The organism is Candidatus Andeanibacterium sp., assembly GCF_057143545.1.
In genome coordinates, this window is sequence record NZ_DBNHSF010000117.1 from 1 (window position 1) to 6,138 (window position 6,138).

A 6,138-nucleotide genomic window follows, 5' to 3' on the forward strand; every position below is an offset into this window, starting at 1 on the left:
TAATCGTGGCGGAAAGTGCCCTTGCCGGTGATGCTCTCCCACGCGCCCTTGCCGAACTCCACCGCGCGCCCGCCCTCGGTATATTCCGCGCCTTCGGCCAGCGGCAGGCTCGAGGGATCGTGCGCCAGCACGGCATCGACATATTGCGTGACGAGGTCGCCGAGGCAGGCGCGATCGCAGTCTTCGGCTGCGGCGGGCGTTGAAAATGCAAGACTGGCAACCAGTATGCCGACGATGGCTGATAGGCGTTCGAGCATGTCCCTTATTCCTCTCCCCAAGGATTTGCTTTGGGGAAGGGTGGACCAGCCATGGCGAGCGTGCAAATGAAAAACCCCGCCGGAGCGAAGCCATTCCATCCCTCAGGCCCGCCTGGAATCTGCCGGGGATCGACGGTGCTATTGTGCGAGCGGCATGATCCTGGTCTTCAGGATTTCGTACTCGGCGTCGATCATGGCTGCGTTCGGGTCGTGACCCGTCGCTTCCAGCAGCCGAAACTCCTTCTCCGGTGCGGCGAGCGAATCGAAATAGCGCCTTGCTACCTCCGGCACGGTGACGAGATCCTCCTCACCGTGAACCAGGAACACGGGAATTTCGAATGACAGGCCGTAATCGGGCAAGTTCAGCCTCGAAAGCATGCCCTGTCCGTCCATCCCTATGAACTCGATATACGAGAACTCCTCGCCCGCCTCGTTGGCCGCGCGAAACTCCGCATCCGTGTAGTCGGCTGCCGGCGACCACCAGTGCTCCGGCGGGGGAACCGTGTCCTTGCCTTCGAAAACTCTTGTCGCGCGACGCAAGATGCCGGGATTGCGGGGATTGCTCCATGGAGGCGGCCCCAGCGCTTCGAGCGTCGCGACGATATCCTCATCTCCAGCGGTGCGCGCTCTTTCGAGCACCTTCCGGTAACTGGCGGCCTGGTTTTCCGGGCCGCTGACAAGCTGTCCGGCGCCCAGATAGGCATGGAACAGGTCGGGCCGCTCCAGCGCCATCCGAACACCCAGGACCGTGCCCCACGAACCCGCGAGGAGGATCAGTTTTTCCTGGCCCATTGCCCGGCTCAAATACTCGGACAGGGCGAGCCCGTCCGCGACCATCCGATCGACAGTCAAGTCCTGGGGCGGCGGATTGGCGAGGTAGGTCATTCCGGTCCCGCGTTGATCCCACTGTACAAGCGTGAAATCGTTTTCCCAGGTTCCGTAGATGGCCTCGCTAAACGGACTGAGCGGATTGCCGGGTCCTCCGTGGAGGAAGAGGATGACGGGATTCGCGCAATCCGCTCCCCTGATCGTCACCCATTGTTCGATGTCGCCAATCGGAACCAACCCTGCATCCTGCACGGGCAAACCGGCCTCGCAGCGGAGCGTAAGCTGTGGAAGCGCATGCCCCTGGTCATGTGATTCATTGGCCGACGCGGAAAATGGGGTGGTGGCTTGCGACGCAAGAATCGCCAACACTGCCGCAAGCGCGGCCCGCATTCCAGGAACTTCCCCCATCATCCTCGCTTTACTGATCCAGAAAGCTGCGCATCTTCCGGCTGCGGCTCGGGTGCTTGAGTTTCCTGAGCGCCTTGGCCTCGATCTGCCGGATGCGTTCGCGGGTGACCGAGAACTGCTGGCCGACTTCCTCGAGCGTGTGATCGGTGTTCATGCCGATCCCGAAGCGCATGCGCAGCACGCGCTCCTCGCGCGGGGTCAGGCTGGCCAGGACCCGTGTCACCGTTTCCTTGAGGTTGGCCTGGATCGCCGCGTCGACCGGGATCACCGCGTTCTTGTCCTCGATGAAATCGCCGAGATGCGAATCCTCCTCGTCGCCGATCGGGGTTTCGAGGCTGATCGGTTCCTTGGCGATCTTCATCACCTTGCGCACCTTTTCGAGCGGCATCGAGAGGCGCTCGGCCATTTCCTCCGGCGTCGGCTCGCGGCCCTGCTCGTGGAGGAACTGGCGTGAAGTGCGCACCAGCTTGTTGATCGTTTCGATCATATGCACCGGGATGCGGATCGTGCGCGCCTGGTCGGCGATCGAACGGGTGATCGCCTGCCGGATCCACCAGGTGGCATAGGTCGAGAACTTGTAGCCGCGGCGGTATTCGAATTTGTCGACCGCCTTCATCAGGCCGATATTGCCCTCCTGGATCAGGTCGAGGAATTGCAGCCCGCGATTGGTGTATTTCTTGGCGATCGAGATCACCAGGCGCAAATTCGCCTCGACCATTTCCTTCTTGGCGATCCGCGCCTCGCGCTCGCCCTTCTGGACCATGTTCACGATCCGGCGGAATTCGCTGAGGCTCATGCCGGTCTGGCTGGCGATATCGGCGATCTCGGCCCGGATGCGCTCGACCGCGTCGGCTTCCTTCTCGGCGAAGGCCGCCCATTTCTTGTCCTTCTTGGCCTTGGCCTTGAGCCAGCCCTCGTCGAGCTCGTTGCCGACATATTCCTCGAGGAATTCGGCGCGCTTGACCTTGTGGCGCTCGGCCAGGCGGAGCATCTGCCCGCCCAGCGTCGTCAGCCGGCGGTTGAAGGCATAAAGGTTGTCGACCAGAAACTCGATCTTGGTCGCGTGGAACTGCACGCTCTCGACCTCGGCAGTCAGTTCCTCGCGCAGCTTCTCGTAGCGTTTCTCCTTGGCGGGCGGAAATTCGTCGCCGCCCATCGCTTCGATCCGCTCTTCCTGGAGCTTTTCGAAACGCTTGAAGAGCTTGGTGATATTGGCGAATTTCTCGAGCGCGTCGGGCTTGAGCGCGGCTTCCATCTGGGCCAGCGAGAGGGTGTTGTCCTCGTCGTCATCCTCCTCGCGGCGGCGCGGGCGGCTTTCGCCGTCCTCGTCGTCCTCGTCGACTTCCTCTTCCTCTTCGGGCTCGTCCTCGTCTTCCTTGTAGGTCGGACCGGCGGTTTCCTCGCTGATTTCGCCGCTGTCGTCCTCGTTCTCCTCCTCCATCTTCTCGACCGGAGGTTCCTTGGACAGCATGGCATCGAGATCGAGAATTTCCCTGAGCTGCATTTCCTCGGCGTTGAGCGCCTGCGACCACTGGATGATCGCGTGGAAGGTGATCGGGCTCTCGCACAGCCCCATGATCATGGTGTCGCGCCCGGCCTCGATCCGCTTGGCGATGGCGATTTCGCCTTCGCGGCTCAAGAGTTCGACCGCGCCCATTTCGCGCAGATACATCCGCACCGGGTCGTCGGTCCGCTCGACCGTTTCCTTCTTCTTGGCCTCGGAGACGTTCTTGATCTCGTCCTTGTCGTCGTCCGAGTTGATTTCCTCGACGCCCGCATCCTCTTCCTGCGCGTCCTCGTCGCTTTCGACGATATTGACCCCCATTTCCGAGATGGCGGACATCACGTCCTCGATCTGCTCGGAGGTCATCTGGTCCTGCGGCAGGGCTTCGTTGAGCTCGTCATAGGTAATATACCCGCGGCGCTTGGCCTTGTTGATGAGCTTCTTGATCGAGGCGTCGTTGAGATCGATCAGCGGAGCATCGTCATCGCTGTTCTTCTTGGTCTTGGTCTTCGCTTCGGATGCCATGATTCGCTTCAGTCCAGTCTATCCGGGTCGGTATCCCCGGCGGGGAACCGCGCCATGTCTCGATCGAACGCCGCCGAAGCGGCGCGTTGGCTGGCCATTTGCCCGACTCGCTTCTCAAACTCCAGCTTTCGTTTGAGCAGCCGCTGCTGCTCTTCGAACGCTGCCTGCTCGAAGGTGTTTTCAAAGCGTTGCGTGGCGTCGGCAAGCGCAGCCTCCAATGCCGGTCGTTCGACCAGCAAGGCGACGGCTTCGGCCAGGTCTTCGCGTGCGCAGTGCGGATCCGATCCTTCCATCAGGAAGGTGAAGCGTGCTTTATCCGGTGCGACGGCGAAGTCACCCAGCGCCGATATGGGAGAAACGTTACCACTTTCAAGCGACTCGGCAGCGAAAAACAGCGCGTCGACCGCCTTTTCGAGCGCCGGGCTCGTCCTGGCCAGCCGGCCAAGGCCTTCGGCATGGCGGGCGATCTGGTCGGGATGGCGCGCCAGGCCGGCAATCACCGACTGGGCGAATGCGTCGCGCAGCCCGCCCGAGGTCGCCCGGCGCAAGCGACCCGCCACCTCTGCCTGCATGCGCGAGGGCCGGGGCTGTGCGCCGCGCCACGGACCCGATGGGCGATCGCTTCTCGCCGGATAGGCATAGGCGGAAAACCGGTCGAGCAGTTCGCGGCGATAGAGCGACTTGATGTCGGGATGCCGGATCGCCTCGCAATGATCGAGCAGGCGTTGCTTGAGCCCCGCCTTGTCTTCGGGCGTTGTCAATTCCCGCGCGTCGCGCTCATGCTCCCACAATGTTTCGATCAGCGATTTCGGTTCGGCCAGCAACTTCTCCATAGCGACCTTGCCCTGCTGCCTGACGAGATCGTCCGGGTCGAGGCCGGCGGGAAGGCGCACGATGCCGAGCGAATGACCGGGACGAAGCAGAGGCAGGGCGCGGGTCACGGCCCGGATCGCCGCGCGCTGGCCGGCACTGTCGCCGTCGAAACACAGGATCGGCGTATCGACCAGCCGCCAGAGCAGCTCGATCTGGTTCTCGGTCAGCGCCGTGCCCATCGGCGCGACCGCGTCTTCGATGCCCGCGGCCGCCAGCGCGATGACATCCATATAGCCTTCGACCACCACGATCCGGTCGGACTGGCGCGAGGCCGGGCCGGCGCGGTGGATATTGTAGAGCGTGCGCCCCTTGTCGAACAACGGCGTGTCGGGCGAATTGAGGTATTTGGGCGCGTCCTTGTTCGATGGATCGAGAATCCGACCGCCAAATCCGATGATCCGCTGCCGCATATCCTGGATCGGCAGGGTGATCCGGCCGCGAAAGCGATCGTAGGGATCGCGGCCCTCGACCGATATCAGAAGCCCGGCCTCCACCAGTTCCTTGGTCTCGAACTTGTCGAGCGCCCTGGCGATGGCGCCCTTGGCATCGGGCGCATAGCCGAAGCCGAAGCGCTGGATGGTGTGATCGTCGAGCCCGCGCGATTTGAGATAGTCGAGCGCCGCGCGGCCATCCGGAGAGAAAAGATTGGCCTTGAACCACTCCTGTGCAGCCGCCATCGCGTCGTGCAGATGGCTGCGCTGCTCGGCCCGCTCGGCCGCGCGCGGATCGGGCGCCGGGACTTCCATCCCGGCCTGCGCGGCGAGTTCCTTGACCGCATCCATGAACTCCAGGCCGCGCTGCTCGATCATCCAGTCGATCGCGCTGCCATGCGCACCGCAGCCGAAGCAGTGATAGAATCCCTTCTCGTCGTTGACGGTGAAGCTCGGGGTCTTCTCGTTGTGGAACGGACAGCAGGCCTTGAACTCGCGCCCGGCCTTCTGGAGCTTGGTCGTGCGGGAAATCACGCTCGACAGCGTGACGCGGGATTTCAGTTCATCGAGCCATTGGGGACTTAACACAGTCTACCCCGCACTGTTGGTGCGGGGTTCAACAGTCTCCCCTCCCATTTGGGAGGGGAAGGGGGAGGGACCATCAGCCAGCACATGCTCGATCCGTTTCAACACGCCGTCGACATTATCCAAGACTTCTGAATTCCAAAAGCGAATGAGGTGATAACCCTGTGCATTGAGGAAAGCGGTGCGATGCGCGTCACGTAGTCGTCCATCCTTGTGATTGTGATGGCCGCCATCGATCTCGCCGATCAATCTGGGTCCGCGCGCCACGAAGTCACAGAAATATGGGCCAATTTTGGCCTGCCTGTTGAATCTGAATCCGCCCAATTTTTTTGCGCTTATATGTTGCCAAAGCAGGCGTTCTGCTTCGGTAGGATTGTTACGAAGCTCCCGGGCCCGTGCCGTTTCGGATTTCAACAATTCGAGAGCCCCTCCCCCGGACCCCTCCCCGAAGGGAGGGGAGATTTCGGTGTCCCGGCTGGTAGCCGGGACGGATCTCAAAAACTCGCCTTCACCAGCGCGCTCGCTTTGCCCATGTCCATTTCCGAGGCGTGTTTCGCCTTGAGCGCGGCCATCACCCTGCCCATGTCCTTGATGCTCTCCGCGCCGAGTTCGGCCTTGATCGCCGCGATCGCTCCATTGATCTCATCGTCAGACATCTGCGCAGGAAGGAATTCCTCGATCACCGCCAGCTCGCTTTGTTCCTGGTCGGCCAGCTCCTGGCGGCCGC

Annotated in this window: 5 protein-coding genes and 1 pseudogene; all 6 read right to left on the reverse strand. The window is 62.3% G+C overall.

Annotated elements, in window-relative coordinates:
- Positions 1 to 257, reverse strand: a pseudogene (locus AC16XC_RS07380) (hypothetical protein); the annotation flags it as partial.
- Positions 258 to 395: 138 nt separating this feature from the next.
- Positions 396 to 1,337 carry an alpha/beta fold hydrolase gene (locus tag AC16XC_RS07385; RefSeq protein ID WP_484034005.1) on the reverse strand — a complete coding sequence of 314 codons (942 nt, stop codon included), beginning with the start codon at positions 1,335 to 1,337 and terminating at the stop codon, positions 396 to 398.
- Positions 1,338 to 1,503: 166 nt separating this feature from the next.
- Entirely contained in the window at positions 1,504 to 3,522 is a 2,019-nt protein-coding gene (rpoD, locus tag AC16XC_RS07390; RefSeq protein WP_484034006.1) for an RNA polymerase sigma factor RpoD, read from the reverse strand.
- Between the two features lie 8 nt (positions 3,523 to 3,530).
- Complete coding sequence (dnaG, locus tag AC16XC_RS07395; protein WP_484034007.1) at positions 3,531 to 5,414, reverse strand: DNA primase; 1,884 nt, start codon at positions 5,412 to 5,414, stop codon at positions 3,531 to 3,533.
- Positions 5,415 to 5,417: 3 nt separating this feature from the next.
- Positions 5,418 to 5,828: an endonuclease domain-containing protein gene (locus tag AC16XC_RS07400; RefSeq protein WP_484034008.1), complete on the reverse strand. Its 411-nt coding sequence runs from the start codon at positions 5,826 to 5,828 to the stop codon at positions 5,418 to 5,420.
- A 77-nt stretch (positions 5,829 to 5,905) separates the two neighbouring features.
- A partial coding sequence (locus tag AC16XC_RS07405; protein ID WP_484034009.1) for a GatB/YqeY domain-containing protein occupies positions 5,906 to 6,138 on the reverse strand: 233 nt, incomplete at its 5' end.